We start from the raw sequence: 16,801 nt of genomic DNA on the forward strand, positions 1-16,801 counted from the left end.
ACGTAGTGCGTGACCGAGACCGACCACGCCCTGCTGCCGCTGGATGCGGTACGCCCGGCCGCGCAGAAGGCCAAGGGCTCGGTCGTTCCCGCCCCCGAGGCGCCCGTGGCCAGGGTGGCGGTCGACAACCCGCTGCCGCACCTCGACAGGCCCTTCGACTACCTCGTGCCCGCCGCCCTGCACGACGGCGCGCGGCCGGGGGTGCGGGTCCGGGTGCGGTTCGCGGGCAAGCTCGTGGACGGGTTCCTGCTGGAGCGGACCGAGGAGAGCGAGCACCGGGGGAAGCTGGCCGCGATCGAGCGGGTGGTGTCGGCGGAGCCGGTCCTCACGGCCGAGGTGGCCGCGCTGGCCAGGGCCGTGGCCGACCGCTACGCCGGGACGCTGGCCGACGTGCTGCGGCTGGCCGTACCCCCGCGTCACGCCAAGGTCGAGGCGGAGCCCCGGCAGGCGGCCGCCGCCGGCGGCCCGCCGGAGCCCGGAGACGGCCAGGCCTGGGCCGACTACCCGATGGGGCCGTCGTTCCTGGACGCGCTGGAGCACGGGCGGGCGCCCAGAGCCGTGTGGTCGGCGCTGCCCGGGGCCGGAGGGTGGGCCGAGGCGATCGGCGAGGCGGTGCGCGCCACGCTGGCCGGCGGCCGGGGCGCGCTGGTCGTCGTGCCGGACGGCAAGGACGTGGCGCTCGCCGACGAGGTGCTCGAGCGGCTGCTCGGCGACGGCGCGCACGTGGCGCTCACCGCGGGCCTGGGGCCGGCCGAGCGCTACCGGCGCTGGCTCAGGGTGCTGCGCGGGCAGGCGCGCGCGGTGGTCGGCACCCGTGCGGCCATGTTCGCGCCGGTCGCCGACCTGGGGTTCGTCGCCCTCTGGGACGACGGCGACGACCTCCACGCCGAACGGCTGGCGCCCTACCCGCACGCCCGCGAAGTGCTCGCCCTGCGCGCCCACCGCGGCGGCGCGGCCATGCTCATCGGCGGCTACGCCCGCACCGCCGAGGCCACCCAGCTCATCGCCACCGGCTGGGCCAGGCCGATCGTGGCCGCCCGTGAGACCGTGCGCGCCAAGGCCCCCAGGGTGCGCCCGGCGGGTGAGGACGCCGAGCTGGCCAAGGACCAGGCCGCCCGCGCCGCCCGCCTGCCCAGCGTCGCCTGGCGGGCGTTGCGCGAGGGGCTGGAGTCCGGCCCGGTGCTGGTCCAGGTTCCGAGGCGCGGCTACCTGCCCTCGATCGCCTGCCGACAGTGCCGCCGCCCGGCCCGCTGCGCCCTGCCGCCCACCCGCACCGCCCCCGACCAGGGCAACAGGATCGACGACGGCGTACCGGGGAAGGCCGCCTGCCATGGGCCGCTGGCGCTGCGCAGCGGGCACAGCGCGCCCTACTGCCGCTGGTGCGGTCGGGTGGACGCCGCCTGGCGCTGCGAGCACTGCGGCGGCGCGCACGTGCGCGCGGTCGTCGTCGGCGCCCGCCGGACCGCCGAGGAGCTGGGGCGGGCCTTCCCGTCCGTGCCGGTCAAGACGTCCGGCAGGGACGGGGTCCTGGCGCGCGTCGGCCCCGGCAAGGCGCTGGTGGTGGCCACGCCGGGCGCGGAGCCGGTGGCCGGCGGCGGGTACACGGCGGCCGTGCTCCTGGACGGCTGGGCCCTGCTGGGCCGGGCGGACCTGCGGGCGGCCGAGGAGGGCGTGCGCCGCTGGATGAACGCCGCCGCCCTGCTGCGGCCCGGCGCCGAGCTGGTGGTGCTGGCGGACATGGCGCTGCCGGCCGTACAGGCGCTGCTGCGGTGGGACCCCGTCACCCACGCCGAGCGCGAGCTCGCCGACCGCGCCGAGCTCGGCTTCCCGCCGGCGGTACGGATGGCCACGCTCACCGGTACGGCCGCCGCCGTCCGCCAGATGCTCGACGAGGTCCGCCTGCCGGAGGAAGCCCAGGTCCTCGGCCCGGTCCAGGTCGACGACGAGCGGGAACGCGCCATGATCCGGGTCCCGAGAGCCTCCGGCGGCGTGCTGGCCGCCGCGCTCAAAGGGGCCACCGGGGTGCGTGCGGCGCGTAAGGCGGCTGATGTCGTCCGGGTGAGTGTCGACCCTCTCGACCTGATTTAGCCGCTTTCCCCGATTCGCTCATCTGTTGGCCAGCCGTTAGCGTCTCCCTGTGTCGATCGAATGGGTGAACCGAGCCATCGACGACCTGCGCGCATGGGGGCGGGCGCGGGGCGTCGAGGTGGACGCCGACGAGGTGCGGCTGCTCTGCGACTACGCCAGCGACTATCTGGGCGTGAACGAGCTGGCGGACTTCGCTCCCTCGACCTTCGACGACCTGCTGCTGTCCATCTACCCGCGCAAGGTGATCGCGCCGCCGGAGAGCGCCCCCGAGTCGATCGCCGCGGCCGGCACGCTCGTCGACTACCTGGAGTCCTCCGGCGCCGCCGGCGCCGACCGGGCGCGGGCCATGCGCGCGCGGCTGAGCGAGATCGCCGAGGAGATGCCCGCCGCCCTGGCCGACCCGGCCAATTTCGGCATGGCCAAGAGCCTGTTCAGCTCGATCGGACCGGAATCGCTCGAGCAGGACATCGCGATCCCCTCCGCCGACGCGCCCGGGAGTGAGCTTCCCGAGATCGAGGAGGCGCCCTGCGACTGCCCGGCGTGCACGCCGCTGCCCGCCGTACGGCTGGCCCCCGCGCGGGAGCTGGCGGACGCGCTCGGCGGCGTGGCCCTGCTGGCCGACCGCGACCGGCTGCTGGCCTGGCTGGGCGACCGGGGCAGCACCCCCACGGCCAAGGGCGCGCTGCGCGCCAAGGACGCCGCCGCCGCGCCGGTGCCCGAGCCGAGGCTGCTGTGGGCGCTGGCCGGGCACACGGGTCTCGGCGGCTGGGCGAGCACCGTCGCCTACCTGGTCGAACACGACACCGCCGGCGCGGTCACCGGCCTGCCCGAGCTCGACGACGCCCTCTACGACCTGCTCGACCGCCTCTACCGCATGCAGACGCGGGTGCCGGACGAGGTAATCGCCGACCACGTGGTCGAGCTGGCCGACGCGGACGTGGACGTGGAGGCGGTGCTCGACCGGCTGGCCTGGTGCGGGCTGGTCGAGCGCCGGCATGACGGCGCCGGGCTGAGCCCGCTGGCCGTATGGGGGCTGCGCGAGCTCTACCTCGCCCACGGCCGCGAGGCGCCCGAGGCGCCCGACCTCGCCGTCGCCGACGCGGTCGGCCTCATCGAGGGACTGCTCGACGGCATGCCGACCGAGGCGGCCGAGCACGACATCGAACGCTGGCTGGCCGGGCGCACGCCCGAGCAGGCCGCCACCGAGCTGCTGGCCGCCGCCACCGGCGCCCCGGCCGTCGCCCGCGGCATCGCGGTCACCATCGTCGACCACCTCGGCGCCGCCGCCGAACCGGCGCTGCGCGCGGTGCTCGACGACGAGGAACTGCGCCCGCACGCCATCCACTGGCTGACCTCCAGGGGCATGCCCGCGCCGCCGCTCACCCAGGACGAGCTCCTGTGGGTCAGCGTGGACATGCTCGCGCTGGCGATGCCCGCGGCCCGGGAGGACCCCGAGATCTTCGCCGAGAACATGGCCGCCTCCGGCCCGCCCGCCCACCTCATCGAGGAGATGTGGCGGGTCGACCACCCCGACGTGGTCGAGGTGCTCGAACTGCTCGGGCAGTCGCTGCCGGGCAGCGGAGAGGCCAAGGCGGCGCGCAAGGCGGCGTTCAAAGCGCGCTCACGAGCCATCCGATGAAGTACATCCCTGTGACTCGTGTGCAGTAAGTTTCGTGGGTGGCAAACAACGTCTTCGACCTCGCCGAGCTCCGCAAGCTGATCGAGGAGCCCGCTCCCGTGGAGACGCCCGCGCCCCAGGTCAGGGAGGCGTTGACGTTCCCGCCTGTCGCGCTGGCCGCCGACGCGGAGCTGGCCGCCGCGGTGCCCGGGGTGCCGCTCGTCGCCGACGCCATCAAGCTCACCTCCTGGACCGGCGAGCGCCCGGTCACCGATGAGGGACTGCTGTCCGAGACCGACGCCGGCGCCGCGGCCAAGGAGCTCGGCGTCTCCCGGGCCCGGCTGCGGCTGGCCTGGATCGTGGCGGTCAACACCCGCCTGCTCCAGATCGTGCGCGGCACCGCCTCGCGCGGCGCGCTGCCCCTGCTCCTGCCCGTCGAGGGCACGCTGGAGTTCTGGGACGGTGTCGTCATGGACGTACTCGACCAGGCCGAGTCCTCCCGCCTGACCGGCTCGCGCGTCATCGACGGCCACCTGGCCGAGACCCTCGCCACCATCTACTCCGTGCGCTCCGGCGTCGCCATCGCCAACCTCGCCAAGGGCCTGCTGCAGTCGCACGAGGTGGCCTGTGAGCCGAGCCAGGCCGAGCTGCGCGAGCTCAGCGGCAGCCTGCCGGGCGAGCTGCTGGAGGCGCTGTCCCTGCTCACCTACTGCGGCCTGGTGCAGCAGACCGGCACCGGCCGGATCGCGCTGACCCCGCTCGGCGTGTGGGCCGTCCGCCACGACCTGCTGCGCGAGGGCCACGAGGCGCCCACGCTGGCCGAGGTCGAGGTCTTCGCCGGGCTCGACGCGGAAGCGCTGGTGGAGTCCCTGGTCAGTGGCGCGGTCACGCAGAGCGCGGTGACGACCTGGCTGGAACGCCGCCCGCCCGAGCAGGCCGCCCGCGACCTCCTGGCCGTCGCCACGGCCGGCGGCGCCGGCCACCGCGGCGCCGTGGGCGCCATACTCGAAGAGCTCGGCCCCGAGGCCCAGTCGCCGGTACGCGACTCGCTCGCCGACCCCACCCTGTGGCGCTACGCCGCCTCCTGGCTGCACATCCGCGACCTCGACGCGCCGCCGCTCAGCTCCGACGACCACACCTGGATCGCCGTCGACTCCGTGGCCGCCCTGCTCCACATCTCCGGCAGTCCGGAGTCCGTCGGCGAGTTCGGCGCGCTGGAGTCGGGCGAGGACCTGGTCAGGAGCGTGGGGGAGATGGCCGGTTCCAGCCACCCCGACACCGTGGCCGTCCTCGAACTCCTGGCCTCCACCCACAGTGACGCGGCCGTCGCCAAGGCGGCGCGCAAAGCAGCGATGAAAGCCAGGTCTCTCCAGACCACTAAACTGGGCTGATCCCACCCTGCCTTCGCGGAACGGAGTTGGCCTCTTGGCGATCCAGTCGATCCGGCTGTTCGGAGACCCGGTGCTGCGCACCCCGGCGGCCCCGGTCGTCGACTTCGACAAGGAGCTGCGCAAACTGGTCAAAGACCTGACCGACACGATGATGGACGCGCCGGGCGCCGGCCTGGCAGCCCCGCAGATCGGCGTCGGCCTGCGGGTCTTCACCTACTACGTCGACGACCAGCTCGGCCACCTGATCAACCCCGACCTCGACCTGTCGGCCGACCTCGACGAGGAGGGCGAGGAAGGCTGCCTGTCCTTCCCCGGCCTGTCCTTCCCGACGCCCCGCGCCATCCGCGCCGTCGCCAAGGGACTCGACATGCACGGCGAGCCGGTCACCCTCGAAGGCACCGACCTGATGGCCCGCTGCTTCCAGCACGAGACCGACCACCTCGACGGCGTCCTGTTCATCGACCGGATGGACTCCGCGCAGCGCAAGCTCGCGATGAAGGCCATCCGAGAGGCCGAGTGGAGCGGTCTGACCCCGCCGGCGGTCAAGATCTCCCCGCACGCCACCGGCGGGAAGGCTCTCTGACCATGCGCCTGGTCTTCGCCGGCACGCCCGAGACGGCCCTGCCCTCGCTGCGCGCCCTCATCGACTCGCCACGCCACGACGTCGTGGCCGTGGTCACCCGTCCCGACGCCCAGACCGGCCGCGGCCGCAAGGTGCACCCGTCGCCGGTCGCCGAGCTGGCCGAGGAGGCCGGCATCGAGGTGCTGCGCCCGGCCAAGGCCGGCGACCCCGGGTTCCTCGACCGGCTGCGCGCGCTGGAGCCCGACTGCTGCCCGGTCGTCGCCTACGGGGCGCTGCTGCCGCAGTCCGCGCTCGACGTGCCCCGCCGGGGCTGGATCAACCTGCACTTCTCGCTGCTGCCCGCCTGGCGCGGCGCCGCCCCCGTGCAGCACTCGGTGCTCCACGGCGACGAGATCACCGGCGCTGCCACCTTCCAGATCGTCAAGGAGCTCGACGCCGGACCCGTCTACGGTGTCGTCACCGAGGAGATCCGCGCCGGCGACACCAGCGGCGCGCTGCTGGAGCGCCTGTCGATCTCCGGCGCCGGGCTGCTGGCCGCCACCCTCGACGGAATCGAGGACGGCACCCTGGAGCCCCGGCCCCAGCCCGCCGACGGCATCAGCTACGCACCGAAGATCAACGTGGACGACGCCAGGGCCGACTGGCAGGCGCCCGCGATGCGGGTCGACCGGCTCGTGCGCGCCTGCACACCCAACCCCGGCGCGTGGAGTGAGTTCCGCGGTCAGCGGGTCAAGCTCGGCCCGGTCCGGCCGCGGCCCGACGCCGCCCGGCTGGAGCCCGGCGTGATCGCGGCCACCAAGCATGAGGTGCTGGTCGGCACCGCCACCCATCCGGTCGAGCTGACCGAGGTGCAGGCGCAGGGCAAACGGGCGATGAGCGCGGCCGAGTGGGCCCGCGGCTCGCGCCTGGGCGAAGGGGACAAGTTCGCGTGACGGCTTCACGGGGAGACGGCGGCGCACGGGGCCGCGGTCGTGGTGACGGCGGCTACGGCCGGGGCGGAGGCGGCGGGAGCCGTACCGGGAAGGGGCCGGTGCGGGACGAGCCGCGCAACGCGGCCTTCGACGTGCTACGCGCCGTCGACGAGCGGGACGCCTACGCCAACCTGCTGATGCCGCGCCTGCTGCGCGAGCGGCGGCTGGGCGGGCGCGACGCGGCGCTCGCCACCGAACTGGCCTACGGGACGCTGCGCGGGCTCGGCACCTACGACGCGATCATCGAGTACTGCACCGACCGCGCGCCCGACCCCGACGTGCGCGACGCGCTGCGGCTCGGCGCCCACCAGCTGCTCAAGATGCGCGTCCCGCCGCACGCCGCGGTGGGCACGACCGTCGATCTGGTACGGCTGCGCGTCGGCGTCGGCGCCTCCAAGTTCGCCAACGCCGTCCTGCGCAAGGTGGCCGCCAGGCCCCTCGACGACTGGATCCCGATCGTGGCCCCCGAGGACCCGGTCGGTCACATGTCGATCGCCCACAGCCATCCGCGCTGGATCGTGTCCGCCTTCCGCGACGCGCTCGGCGGCGACGACGCGGAGACGGCCGATCTGCTGGCGGCCGACAACGTACGCCCGCTGGTCACGCTCGTGGCCCGTCCCGGCCGTAGCTCGGTGGCCGAGCTGCAGGACTCCGGCGCCGAGGCCGGCCGCTACTCGCCCTATGCCGCGTACCTGCCCGAGGGCGACCCGGGTCAGGTGCGGGCGGTGGCCGAGTATCGCGCCGCCGTGCAGGACGAGGCCAGTCAGCTCGTCGCCCTCGCCCTGGCCAGGGTGCCGGTGGAGGGTCGCGACGAGTTCTGGCTCGACATGTGCGCGGGCCCCGGCGGCAAGGCGGGCCTGCTCGACGCCATCGCCGCCTACGGCGACCCCGACGAGGGCTTCCCCGGCGGCAAGCACCTGCTGGCCGCCGACGTCCAGTACCACCGTGCCCGCCTGGTCTGGCAGACCACCCGTGAGGCCTCGGTGATCACCGCCGACGGCACCGAGCCGGCCTGGCGGTCCGGCGCCTTCGACCGGATCATGCTCGACGCGCCCTGCACCGGCCTGGGCGCGCTGCGCCGCCGTCCTGAGGCGCGGTGGCGGCGCGACCCCGCGGGCGTGCCCGGCCTCGGCGCGCTGCAGCGCGGTCTTCTGGGCACCGCCCTCGACGCGGTACGGCCCGGCGGCGTCGTCGCCTACGTCACCTGCTCGCCCCACCTGGCCGAGACCGGGATCGTGGTCTCCGACGTCCTGCGGGGCCGCGAGGACGTCGAGCAGCTGGACGCGCGCTCGTACCTGACCGAGGTGCCCGGCCTGGGCGACGGCCCGCACGCGCAGTTCTGGCCGCACCGGCACGGCATGGACGCCATGTTCCTGGCCCTGCTCCGCAAGCGGTAACAAGCAAGCGTTAGGTCACAATTCGCCTGCTAAGCCTGTCCTTGCCCTGGGCCGGTGTGGTCCCATCGGCCACGTGGACATCCTCGACGGCCTGCGCGGGGCCGAGCTCGGGCCGATCATCGCGCTCCAGGGGCTGCCCGGCTGGCTGGAACCGGTGATGGAGGCGGTGTCGCTGTTCGGCAGCGAGCAGACCTTCCTGTTCCTGCTGCCCGTCCTGTACTGGTGCGTCAGCCCCCGCCTCGGCCTGCGGATGGGCGTGGTCGTGCTGGGCGCGGCGGCCGGCAACGCGGTGCTCAAACTGCTGTTCCACGCGCCGCGTCCCTACTGGGTAGACGCCCGCGTCAGGCCGCTGTCGCTGGAGGGGACGTTCGGGCTGCCGTCCGGTCACGCGCAGATCGCCACGGCCACGTGGGGCGCCCTGGCCGCGGCCGTGCGCCGGCCGTGGGCGTGGTGGGGCGCGGTGGGGGCGGTCGCGCTCATCGGGCTGTCCCGGGTCTACCTGGGGGTGCACTTCATCTCCGACGTGGTGGCGGGGGTGCTGCTGGGCGTGGCCGTACTGGTGCTGGTGGTGAAGCTGGAGCCGCCCGCCGTACGGTGGTGGCGGGGGCTGACGCTGGGCCGGCAGCTGGCCGCGTCGGCGCTGGTCTCGGTACTCCCGCTGGGGGCGGCCGCGCTGGCCGACGTGCCCCATGCCGGGTGGTCGCTGCCGGCGGCGTGGCGGCTGGCCGGGGACGTCGACCCCGCCGCGCTCGACACGCTGGTGGCGATGTGCGGGTCGGTGCTGGGGATGCTGGCGGGGGCGTCGGTGATGTACCGGCTCGGGTGGTTCTCGGTGCGCGGGACGCTGGGGCGGAAGGCAGCGCGGTGGGCGCTCGGGTCGGTGGTGGTGGGGGCGCTGTGGTTCGGGCTGCGGGAACTGCTGCCGGAGCATGATGTGCTGAGATATCTCCGGTATGCGCTGCTGACGTTGTGGGTGCAGCTCGGGGCGCCGCTGACCTTCATCCGGCTGGGCCTGATGAGCGGAGCCGAACGCAAGGTGCCGTAAGGACTTCCTGGCTTCCTGGCGCCGCCGGGCCTTCCCGCATCATGGCCGGTGCCCGTCGCGGGTCCGGGGCTTCCCTAGAATCGGAGCGTGCAGATCTCGCCCAGCATCCTGTCCGCCGACTTCGCCCGGCTCGCCGACGAGGCCGCCGCGGTGCCCAACGCCGACTGGCTCCACGTGGACGTCATGGACAACCACTTCGTGCCCAACCTCACCCTCGGGCTGCCCGTCGTCGAAGCGCTGCTCAAGGCCACGTCCACGCCGATCGACTGCCACCTCATGATCGAGGACCCGGACCGCTGGGCGCCCGCCTACGCCGAGGCCGGGGCGGGCAGCGTGACCATCCACGCGGAGGCGGCCAAGGCGCCGGTACGGACGCTGCGCCAGATCAGGGCGCTGGGGGCGCGGGCCGGTTTCGCCCTCAACCCCGCGACCGACGTCACCCAGTACGAGGACCTGCTGGGCGAGATCGACATGCTGTTGCTGATGACGGTCGAACCCGGCTTCGGCGGACAGCGCTTCCTCGACGTGGTGCTCCCCAAGATCCGCCGCGCCCGTGAGCTGGTGTCCCGGCACGGGGGCAAGATCTGGATCCAGGTGGACGGAGGGGTGGCGGCCGACACGATCGAACGTTGCGCCGAGGCGGGCGCGGACGTGTTCGTGGCGGGCAGCGCCGTCTACGGAGCCACCGACCCACGCGCCGCCATCGACCACCTGCGCGCCCTGGCCGAGAGCGTCCCCCGCCCGGGCGGCGCGATCTAACCCTCCAGAGGCACGCCCCAGGACGACATCCGCCCTTGCGGTGCCCCGGTCTCTCCCGGGAGTTCGTCGCGCCGGGCCCTGGCCCTGTGTGCGCCCAGAAGCCTCCGGTGCCGGGCATCCGGATCGCGGGTGTCTCCGAGCGCCGGGAACGGGTGGGCGTTCCTTGGCTCGGGGGCGTTCTGGAACGTTTGTCTGGTTGGGGGTTATGGGTAACTGTTTACTTATGACGGACCATGGGCTGTTCGGGCCGGAATCGGTGACGTGGCGGGTGATGGGGGAGCCCATCCTGCTGGTGGGCGGGTTCCGGGCGCTGCTGATGCAGGGGTTGCACCCGAGGGCGATGCGCGGTGTCCTGCAGAACTCCGCGCTCATGCACCCCGACGAGGCCTGGTCGCGGTTCATGCGGACCACCGAGTTCGTCCGGGTCCGGACGTACGGCACGCTGCCCGAGGTCGAGCGGGCGGGCAAGCGGGTACGGAAGATCCACTCCACGCTCCGCGCCGACGACCCCGACACCGGTGAGCGCTTCCGGCTGGACGAGCCCGGCGCCCTGATGTGGGTGCACGTCGGCGAGGTGGACTCCTACCTGTCGGTGGCGCGGCGGGCGGGGGTGCGGCTGTCGGCCGGGGACGCCGATCGGTTCGTCCTGGAATGGCGGCGGGCCGCGGAGGTCGTCGGCCTGAACCCCGGTGACGCCCCGGGCAGCGTCGCCGAGCTGCGCGACTACATCGAGTCCGAGCGGCCGGGCCTGCGCCTGGTGCCCGAGGCGGCGCACCCGCTGCGGCAGTCGCTGACCGCGCCGCTGCCCCTGCGGCTGGCGCCGCTCAAGCCCGTGCTTCCCGCCCTGACGCTGCTGGCGTTCGCGACCCTGCCCCGCTGGGCGCGCCGCCTGTACGGCCTGCCCGCCACCCCCGTCGGCGACCTGTGGGCCACCGCCACCCTGCGGGCGTTGCACGCGGGACTCGGCCTGGTGCCCGCCCAGATGCGCTACGCCCCCGACGCCCGCCGGGCACGGAAGCTCATGGCCGCTTGACCAAGCGAGCGCTTGGTTGAGAATATGGGGGCGGTCGCAGATGCCGATTCGGGCATGGCAGACTGATAGGCGAAAGAAGAGCTAGCGTGCTCCGGGGTCGGTGAAATTCCGAACCGGCGGTTACAGTCCGCGACCCGGCCGATGCCATCGGCCGGTTGACTCGGTGAAATTCCGGGACCGACGGTTAAAGTCCGGATGGGAGGAAGCGCGCAGGCGTCCGGCCGTGGCCGGGCGCCGTTGTGGTGGCGTACGCGCACCACGCACCCCCGGGGTTCGCCGTGGCTTGGAGCTACTGGCGAGTAGGAGGTCCGGGGGTGGACGAACCCTTCCGGGATGACCCCCTTTCCGATGAACGGCGCACCGCGGACGAGCGGAATGCCGGGTACATGGCGCGGGCCGTCGAACTGGCCGCGTTCGGCCTGGGCACGACCAGCCCCAACCCCGTCGTAGGCTGCGTCATCCTCGACGCCCACGGCGAGGTCGCGGGCGAGGGCTTCCACGCCTACGCCGGCGGCCCCCACGCCGAGATCGTGGCCCTGCGCGCGGCCGGTGAGCGGGCCCGTGGCGGCACCGCGTACGTCACCCTCGAACCCTGCGACCACACCGGAAGCACCGGCCCGTGCACCGAGGCGCTCCTGGCCGCCGGCCTCGCCCGGGTCGTCTACGCCGTCCCCGACCCCAACCCGCTCGCGGCCGGCGGCGGCGAACGGCTGCGCGCCCACGGCGTCGAGGTCGCGCACGGCCTGCTGGGCGAGGAGGCCGAGCGGGTCAACGCCGCGTGGCTGACCTCGGTGCGGCTGGGCAGGCCGCATGTCACGTGGAAGTTCGCCGCCACCCTGGACGGGCGTTCGGCCGCCGCGGACGGCACCAGCAAGTGGATCACCTCGCCCCAGGCCAGGCAGGACGTCCACCGGCTGCGGGCCACCTCCGACGCGATCGTCGCCGGCATCGGCACCGTCCTGGCCGACGACCCGCTCCTGACCGCCCGGCCGGCGGAAGCCGTACCGGACGACAGGCCGGCGGACGGGCCGGACGGCGGGCCGCGGGACGGGCGGGACGGCGGGCGGGACCGGCGCGACGGCGGGCTGGGCGGGGTGATGCGTGAGCAGCTCGCCGAGGCTCGGCGGCGGGCGCGGCCGCCGTTGCGGGTGGTGGTCGACTCCGGAGCCCGTACGCCCGCCGGGGCGCGGGTGCTCGACGGGGCGGCGCCGACCCTCGTGGCCGTCGCCGACACCACGCGCACCGGGCTGACGGCCGAACTCGTGCGGCTGCCGTACCGGCCGGACGGGCTGGATCTGCACGCGCTGCTCGCGGAGCTGCGCCGGCGCGGCGTGGTCAGCGTCTTTCTGGAGGGCGGGCCGACGCTCGCGGGCTCCTTCGTCAGGCAGGGCCTGGTCGACCGGGTCGTGGCCTACGTCGCGCCCGCGCTGCTCGGCTCGGGGCGGGCGGCGCTGGGGCAGGCGGGCGTGTCCACGATCGCCGGCATCCACTCCTTCGTCTTCGAAGAGGTTTCCATGATCGGCCCGGACCTGCGGCTCACCGCGCGGCCGGGCTCCCCTAAGGAGAAGTGATGTTCACCGGAATCATCGAGGAAATGGGCGAGGTCGTCGCCCTCGAAACGCGCGGGGACTCGGCCGTGCTGTCGGTACGCGGCCCGGTCGTCACCTCCGACGCCCGCCACGGCGACTCCATCGCCGTCAACGGCGTCTGCCTGACCGTCGTGGAGTCGGCGGACGGGGTGTTCACCGTCGACGTGATGAAGGAGTCGCTGGAACGCACCTCGCTCGGCGGGCTCAAGGAGGGTTCGGCGGTCAACCTGGAGCGCGCGGTCCGCGCCGACCAGCGGCTCGGCGGTCACATCGTGCAGGGCCACGTGGACGGCACCGCCGTCCTGCTGTCGAGGGAGCCCGGCGAGGCGTGGGACAACCTGCGCTTCAGCCTGCCCGCCCAGCTCGCCCGGTACGTGGCGGAGAAGGGCTCGATCGCGATCGACGGAATCAGTCTCACGGTCACGACGGTTGACGACGACAGCTTCGGGGTGAGCCTCATCCCGACCACGTTGCGCCTGACCAACCTGGGCGGGCGCGAGGCCGGGGAGCTGGTGAACCTGGAGGTCGACGTGATCGCCAAGTATGTGGAAAGGCTGGTGGCACTGCGGTGAGCTGGGCAGATGCCTCAATCAATGTGTTCGGGTTGCCGGTCAAGTGGACCGATCTGCTCGGCAACGTGTTCGCGGTGGCGACCGTGCTGTTCGCCATGCGCAAGTCCATCTGGACGTGGCCGGTGCAGTTCGTCGGGGCGGTGCTGCTGTTCATCGCCTCGGTCAGCGCGCACGTCACCGGAAACGCCCTGAAGCAGGTCCTGTTCGGCGCGCTGGCGGTCTACGGCTGGTGGAAGTGGCGCCAGGGCACCCAGGACGGTCAGGCCCTCGAGGTGCGCCCGGCCCGGATGGGAGAGCGCGTCGGTCTGGTCACCGCGATGCTGCTCGGCACCGCCTTGGTCGGCACGGTGTTCTACGGGGCGTGGGTGCTGTTCGAGCTGCCGCTGTCCTGGGGCGTGCACGCGCCCGCGCCGGAGGCCTTCTTCCTCGTGGCCGCCGACGCCTACATCTTCGTCGGCGGGGCCGTCGCCACCTGGGCGCAGGGGCGGGCGCTGGTCGACTTCTGGATCGTGTGGATGGCCGTCGACCTGGTCGGCGTGCCGCTGCTGTTCCGTTCCCAGCTCTACGTCTCCGGCGCCGTCTACGGCCTCTTCTTCATCCTCGTCCTCATCGGCTTCGTGAAGTGGCTGCGCGAGTACCGCACACGAACCACCGAGCTCAAGCCCATGGCGGTGGCGACATGACCATGCTGGACCAAGTCGAACGGGCCATCAACGACATCCGCGACGGCAGGCCCGTCATCGTCGTCGACGACGAGAACCGCGAGAACGAGGGCGACATCATCTTCGCCGCCGCGAAGGCCACCCCCGAGCTCCTGACCTTCACCATCCGCCACACCAGCGGCGTCATCTGCGTGCCCATGGAGGGCAAGGAGCTCGACCGGCTCGGGCTGCCACTCATGGTGTTCCAGAACCGCGAGCGCATGCGGACCGCGTACACCATCAGCGTCGACGCGCGCGACGGCGTCACCACCGGCATCTCGGCCGCCGACCGCGCCAAGACCATCCGCGCGCTCGCCGACTCCGCCACGGAACCCAATGAGCTGGTACGGCCCGGCCACATCTTCCCGCTGCGCTACCACGACGGCGGCGTCCTGATGCGCAGGGGCCACACCGAGGCCGCCGTCGACCTGGCCCGCCTGGCCGGGCTGTCACCCGCGGGCGTCCTGGCCGAGATCGTCAACGACGACGGCACCATGGCCAGGCTGCCCGAGCTGCGCGCCTTCGCCGACGAGCACGACCTCGCCCTCATCTCCATCGAGCAGCTCGTCGAGCACCGGCGGCGCACCGAGAGCATGGTCACCCGGGTCGCCGAGACCCGCCTGCCCAACCGCCACGGCATGTGGCGCGCCTACGGCTACTCCAGCTCGCTGGACGGCGGCGAGCACCTCGCGCTGGTGCTCGGCGAGCTCGGCGACGGCGAGAACGTGCTGGTCCGCGCCCACTCCGAATGCCTGACCGGCGACGTCTTCGGCTCGCTGCGCTGCGACTGCGGCGTCCAGCTCGACCACGCCATGGCCGCCATCGCCGAGGAGGGCAGGGGCGTCGTCGTGTACCTGCGCGGGCACGAGGGGCGCGGCATCGGCCTGCTGGCCAAGCTCAAGGCCTACAGCCTGCAGGACAACGGCAGCGACACGGTCGACGCCAACCTGGAGCTGGGGCTGCCGGTGGACGCCCGCGAGTTCTCCAACGCCGGCCAGATGCTGGCCGATCTGGGGGTCAGGTCGATCCGGCTGCTGACCAACAACCCGGCCAAGCTCAAGGGCATGGACGGCTACGGCATCAAGGTGCTGGGCCGCGAGGCGATGCCGGTGGCCGTGAACCCCCACAACGAGCGCTACCTGACGGCCAAGCGGGAACGCCTCGGCCACTTCGTGGAGGAGACCTCATGAGCGGCGAAGGACGGCCCGGGGCGTCCGTGGTGGACGCCTCCGGACTCAAGGTCGGGATCGTCGCGGCGAGCTGGCACGCGGGGATCACCGACCGGCTGGTGGCCAGGGCCGTACAGGCCTGCGACGACAGCGGCGCCCTGGCCACCGTGGTGAGGGTGGCCGGCTCGCTGGAGATCCCCGTGGTGGCGCAGGCGCTGGCCAGGCGCTGCGACGCGGTGGTGGCGCTGGGAGCGGTGATCCGGGGTGAGACCGCCCATTTCGAGTACGTCTGCGACTCGGTGACGGCGGGACTGACCAGGATCTCGCTCGACGAGGAGACCCCGGTCGGCAACGGCGTCCTGACCTGCGAGAACCTCAAGCAGGCCGAGGACCGATCGGGAGGGCCCGGCGCCAAGGAGGACAAGGGTTACGAGTCGGCCATGGCGGCGCTGGAGACGGCGCTGCTGCTCCGCGGGCTGACCGTCTGATCGCCGGGGCGCCGGCGCACGAAGCGGGCGGCGCGGTCGCGGGCGGCCTGCCACGGGCTGTGGCAGGTGGCGGCGGCCGTCCGCTCGCCGGACCGACCCCGACGTGCGGTAAGTTTCCTGCGTGCCCGAGCCCGTCAGCCCGCCGCCGTTGCCCGTGACCTTCCGCCCGCGCCGCGGCAGAATCGTCCCGTACGGCTTCGCCGTGGTCATCCTCATCGGCGCCGTGCTGATGGCCCTGTTCATCGCCGAGCCGTTCCAGCTGGCCGACCGGATCGCCATCGTGCTGTTCGGCTGCGCGGTGGCGTACATCCTGCATCTGCTGGGCCGCGTCCGCGTGGAGGCCGACGACGAGGGCATCACCCTCGTCAACGCCCTGCGCACCCACCGCTACACCTGGCCCGAGGTCCTGGACGTCACGCTGCTGGTCGGCGACCCCTGGCCCAAGATCGACTTCTCCGACGGCCGCACCGTCGGCGCCATGGGCATCCAGGGCTCGGAGAAGGCCCGCGCCAAGCAGGCCACGGCCGAGCTCAGGGCCCTCATCCGCACCCGGGGCGAGGCCGGCGAAGACTGAAGTGGCCTGGGAATTCGGGGGTGAGGTGGACCTTTGCCGGCGACCACCCCGGGGCTACGCTGCACGGACATGAACGTGATCGCGCATCTCAGCGACGTCCACATCGACGCCGATCCGCGCAGTTCCGACCGGACCCGCGCCGTCATGGACTACCTGAACGATCTCCCGCACGACCTCGGCCTCGTCCTGGTCACCGGTGACATCGCCGACCACGGCCTGCCGGAGGAGTACGAGCGGGCCCGCGAGCTGCTGGACTCCCGGCACCCCGTCCTGGTCTGCCCCGGCAACCACGACGACCGCGCCGCCTTCCGCGCGCACCTTCTGGGCGGCGACGCCGGCCGGGGCCCGGTCAACCAGGCGCACCACGGCTCCGGCTTCGTCGTGGCGGCGTGCGACTCCTCGGTGCCGGGCAAGGACGAGGGGCTGCTGGAGGACGAGACGCTCCAGTGGCTGGACCAGATCCTGACCGAGGCGGGGGAGCGGACGGCGCTGGTCGCCTTTCACCACCCTCCCGCGCTGCTGCACGTGCCGTTCATCGACGGCATCCGGCAGTACGGCGAGCGGCGCCTGGCCGACCTCCTGGAGCGCCACCCCCACGTCGCCGCCCTGCTGGCCGGGCACGCCCACACCCCGGCGGCCACCACGTTCGCGGGCCGGCCCCTGCTCGTGGCGCCCGGTGTCGTCTCGACGCTCCGGCTCCCGTGGGAGCTGCCCAAGGGCGTGGTGGACCTCGACCAGCCGCCGTCCCTGGCCTTCCACGTGCTCGACGAGGGCCGCGTGACGACGCACTACCGAACGATCCTCTGAATGTCGGCGTAGCCTG

The 16,801-nt window shown here is 73.5% G+C and carries 16 protein-coding genes and 1 riboswitch; all 16 genes read left to right on the forward strand.

All coding sequences use genetic code 11. From position 1 onward, the window contains the following. The first annotated feature begins 9 nt into the window (after positions 1-9). The 16 genes from ACIBHY_RS02345 (at position 10) to ACIBHY_RS02420 (ending at position 16,785) form a co-directional block, all read left to right on the forward strand. Complete coding sequence (locus ACIBHY_RS02345) at positions 10-2,088, forward strand: primosomal protein N' (RefSeq protein ID WP_397305701.1); 2,079 nt, start codon at positions 10-12, stop codon at positions 2,086-2,088. Between the two features lie 49 nt (positions 2,089-2,137). After that, the gene (locus ACIBHY_RS02350; RefSeq protein ID WP_397246070.1) at positions 2,138-3,727 is read left to right on the forward strand and encodes a hypothetical protein; all 1,590 of its coding nucleotides are present in this window, start codon (positions 2,138-2,140) and stop codon (positions 3,725-3,727) included. Between the two features lie 38 nt (positions 3,728-3,765). Beyond that, on the forward strand, positions 3,766-5,097 hold the full coding sequence (locus ACIBHY_RS02355; RefSeq protein ID WP_397305702.1) for a hypothetical protein: 1,332 nt from the start codon (positions 3,766-3,768) through the stop codon (positions 5,095-5,097). Positions 5,098-5,131: 34 nt separating this feature from the next. Further along, complete coding sequence (gene def, locus ACIBHY_RS02360) at positions 5,132-5,680, forward strand: peptide deformylase (protein ID WP_397246074.1); 549 nt, start codon at positions 5,132-5,134, stop codon at positions 5,678-5,680. Between the two features lie 2 nt (positions 5,681-5,682). Then, positions 5,683-6,612, forward strand: a complete 930-nt coding sequence (fmt, locus tag ACIBHY_RS02365) for a methionyl-tRNA formyltransferase (RefSeq protein ID WP_397246076.1) — start codon at positions 5,683-5,685, stop codon at positions 6,610-6,612. Beyond that, positions 6,609-8,048 carry an RsmB/NOP family class I SAM-dependent RNA methyltransferase gene (locus ACIBHY_RS02370; RefSeq protein ID WP_397305703.1) on the forward strand — a complete coding sequence of 480 codons (1,440 nt, stop codon included), beginning with the start codon at positions 6,609-6,611 and terminating at the stop codon, positions 8,046-8,048. Before fmt ends, ACIBHY_RS02370 begins: the two co-directional genes overlap by 4 nt. A 73-nt stretch (positions 8,049-8,121) precedes the next feature. Next, positions 8,122-9,093, forward strand: a complete 972-nt coding sequence (locus ACIBHY_RS02375; protein ID WP_397305704.1) for a phosphatase PAP2 family protein — start codon at positions 8,122-8,124, stop codon at positions 9,091-9,093. Positions 9,094-9,180: 87 nt separating this feature from the next. Further along, a complete protein-coding gene (gene rpe / locus ACIBHY_RS02380; RefSeq protein WP_397305705.1) occupies positions 9,181-9,852 on the forward strand; it encodes a ribulose-phosphate 3-epimerase in 672 nt (223 codons plus the stop codon). A 223-nt stretch (positions 9,853-10,075) separates the two neighbouring features. Next, positions 10,076-10,885 (forward strand): oxygenase MpaB family protein, encoded by an 810-nt coding sequence (locus ACIBHY_RS02385; RefSeq protein ID WP_397305706.1) that lies wholly within the window; start codon positions 10,076-10,078, stop codon positions 10,883-10,885. 82 nt (positions 10,886-10,967) lie between these two features. After that, positions 10,968-11,098: riboswitch (FMN riboswitch) on the forward strand. Positions 11,099-11,199: 101 nt separating this feature from the next. Continuing rightward, positions 11,200-12,456 (forward strand): bifunctional diaminohydroxyphosphoribosylaminopyrimidine deaminase/5-amino-6-(5-phosphoribosylamino)uracil reductase RibD, encoded by a 1,257-nt coding sequence (gene ribD, locus ACIBHY_RS02390; protein WP_397305707.1) that lies wholly within the window; start codon positions 11,200-11,202, stop codon positions 12,454-12,456. Beyond that, on the forward strand, positions 12,456-13,046 hold the full coding sequence (locus ACIBHY_RS02395) for a riboflavin synthase (protein WP_397246086.1): 591 nt from the start codon (positions 12,456-12,458) through the stop codon (positions 13,044-13,046). Before ribD ends, ACIBHY_RS02395 begins: the two co-directional genes overlap by 1 nt. A gap of 23 nt (positions 13,047-13,069) precedes the next feature. Continuing rightward, positions 13,070-13,729 (forward strand): nicotinamide riboside transporter PnuC, encoded by a 660-nt coding sequence (locus ACIBHY_RS02400; RefSeq protein WP_397246777.1) that lies wholly within the window; start codon positions 13,070-13,072, stop codon positions 13,727-13,729. Further along, complete coding sequence (locus ACIBHY_RS02405; RefSeq protein ID WP_397305708.1) at positions 13,726-14,937, forward strand: bifunctional 3,4-dihydroxy-2-butanone-4-phosphate synthase/GTP cyclohydrolase II; 1,212 nt, start codon at positions 13,726-13,728, stop codon at positions 14,935-14,937. The genes ACIBHY_RS02400 and ACIBHY_RS02405 overlap by 4 nt, the downstream gene beginning before the upstream one ends. Then, positions 14,934-15,404, forward strand: a complete 471-nt coding sequence (ribH, locus tag ACIBHY_RS02410; protein WP_397246090.1) for a 6,7-dimethyl-8-ribityllumazine synthase — start codon at positions 14,934-14,936, stop codon at positions 15,402-15,404. The genes ACIBHY_RS02405 and ribH overlap by 4 nt, the downstream gene beginning before the upstream one ends. A 121-nt stretch (positions 15,405-15,525) precedes the next feature. After that, positions 15,526-15,978: a PH domain-containing protein gene (locus ACIBHY_RS02415; protein ID WP_397246092.1), complete on the forward strand. Its 453-nt coding sequence runs from the start codon at positions 15,526-15,528 to the stop codon at positions 15,976-15,978. A 69-nt stretch (positions 15,979-16,047) separates the two neighbouring features. Further along, positions 16,048-16,785 carry a metallophosphoesterase gene (locus ACIBHY_RS02420; protein ID WP_397246094.1) on the forward strand — a complete coding sequence of 246 codons (738 nt, stop codon included), beginning with the start codon at positions 16,048-16,050 and terminating at the stop codon, positions 16,783-16,785. Positions 16,786-16,801: the final 16 nt, after the last annotated feature.

Origin of the sequence: Nonomuraea sp. NPDC050547, from assembly GCF_044457345.1 — a bacterium.
Classification (GTDB): domain Bacteria; phylum Actinomycetota; class Actinomycetes; order Streptosporangiales; family Streptosporangiaceae; genus Nonomuraea.

Excerpts from the sequence above, each read along its gene's own strand:
- ACIBHY_RS02405 (WP_397305708.1), top strand. The coding sequence starts at position 13,726 with ATGACCATGCTGGACCAAGTCGAACGGGCCATCAACGACATCCGCGAC.
- ribH (WP_397246090.1), top strand. The coding sequence starts at position 14,934 with ATGAGCGGCGAAGGACGGCCCGGGGCGTCCGTGGTGGACGCCTCCGGA.
- ACIBHY_RS02420 (WP_397246094.1), top strand. The coding sequence starts at position 16,048 with ATGAACGTGATCGCGCATCTCAGCGACGTCCACATCGACGCCGATCCG.
- ACIBHY_RS02395 (WP_397246086.1), top strand. The coding sequence starts at position 12,456 with ATGTTCACCGGAATCATCGAGGAAATGGGCGAGGTCGTCGCCCTCGAA.
- fmt (WP_397246076.1), top strand. The coding sequence starts at position 5,683 with ATGCGCCTGGTCTTCGCCGGCACGCCCGAGACGGCCCTGCCCTCGCTG.
- ACIBHY_RS02385 (WP_397305706.1), top strand. The coding sequence starts at position 10,076 with ATGACGGACCATGGGCTGTTCGGGCCGGAATCGGTGACGTGGCGGGTG.